At 74.3% G+C, this 669-nt stretch carries 1 protein-coding gene; it reads right to left on the bottom strand.

What is annotated here, in order from left to right; translation table 11 throughout:
• Positions 1 to 10: 10 nt before the first annotated feature.
• The coding region (locus D180_RS09075; protein ID WP_017912543.1) for a phosphatase PAP2 family protein at positions 11 to 669 on the bottom strand (659 nt) is incomplete at its 5' end.

Here is a 669-nt window from a genome sequence, read left to right as displayed (position 1 = left end):
GGCGGTCGCCTTACAGCGCGCTGGCCGGGCGCACCTGCAGAACCGCGTTCTCCGCGGCGCAGTCGCCTGCCGGCATCCGCCCGGTCGCGCGGGCGGCGGCGATCTCTCCGCGCGCCGCGGCCAGATCGGCGCTGAAGGTCGCGTCGTCGTGCAGCCGCGCCACCGTAGCCGCGCCCATGAAGCGGCCGGCGAGCACGTCGCTCTGCCAATGCACGTTGCACACCAGCCGGCTCTCGCCGTAGTTGCGGCCGCGCGCGATCAGCGCAGTGGCGCGCTCGGGCGCGATCTCGCTCAGGATCAGCGCCCAAGCCCAGCCGATGGCGCTGTGTCCTGAGGGATAGGAGCCGCTCTGGCGCAGGTCGTCGAGATCGCCCGGGGTGCACACCGCCTGCGCGTTGCGCAGGAACGGCCGTGCGCGCTGGTACCGGCGCTTGGCCGCCTTGGTGGCGGCACTGGCGTCGATGCGGCTGCGTTCCAGCAAGGTGTACAGATGCGGGGTGCGCTGCGCATCGATCGCCACGCCCAGCGCGCAGGCGAACTGGCCGGCACCGTTCGGGAAGCTCAGGTCGGCATCGCGCGCGGCCTGCTGCCAGCGCGCGCTGCCGCGCAGGGCCAGCGCCTCGCGGTTGACCCCCAGGTCCAGCGCGTCGCCGGGCGAGTCGGCCGCCA

It is taken from the genome of Xanthomonas sp. SHU 166, assembly GCF_000364685.1.
GTDB lineage: Bacteria > Pseudomonadota > Gammaproteobacteria > Xanthomonadales > Xanthomonadaceae > Xanthomonas_A > Xanthomonas_A sontii.
This window is presented reverse-complemented; position numbering and strand designations above follow the sequence as displayed.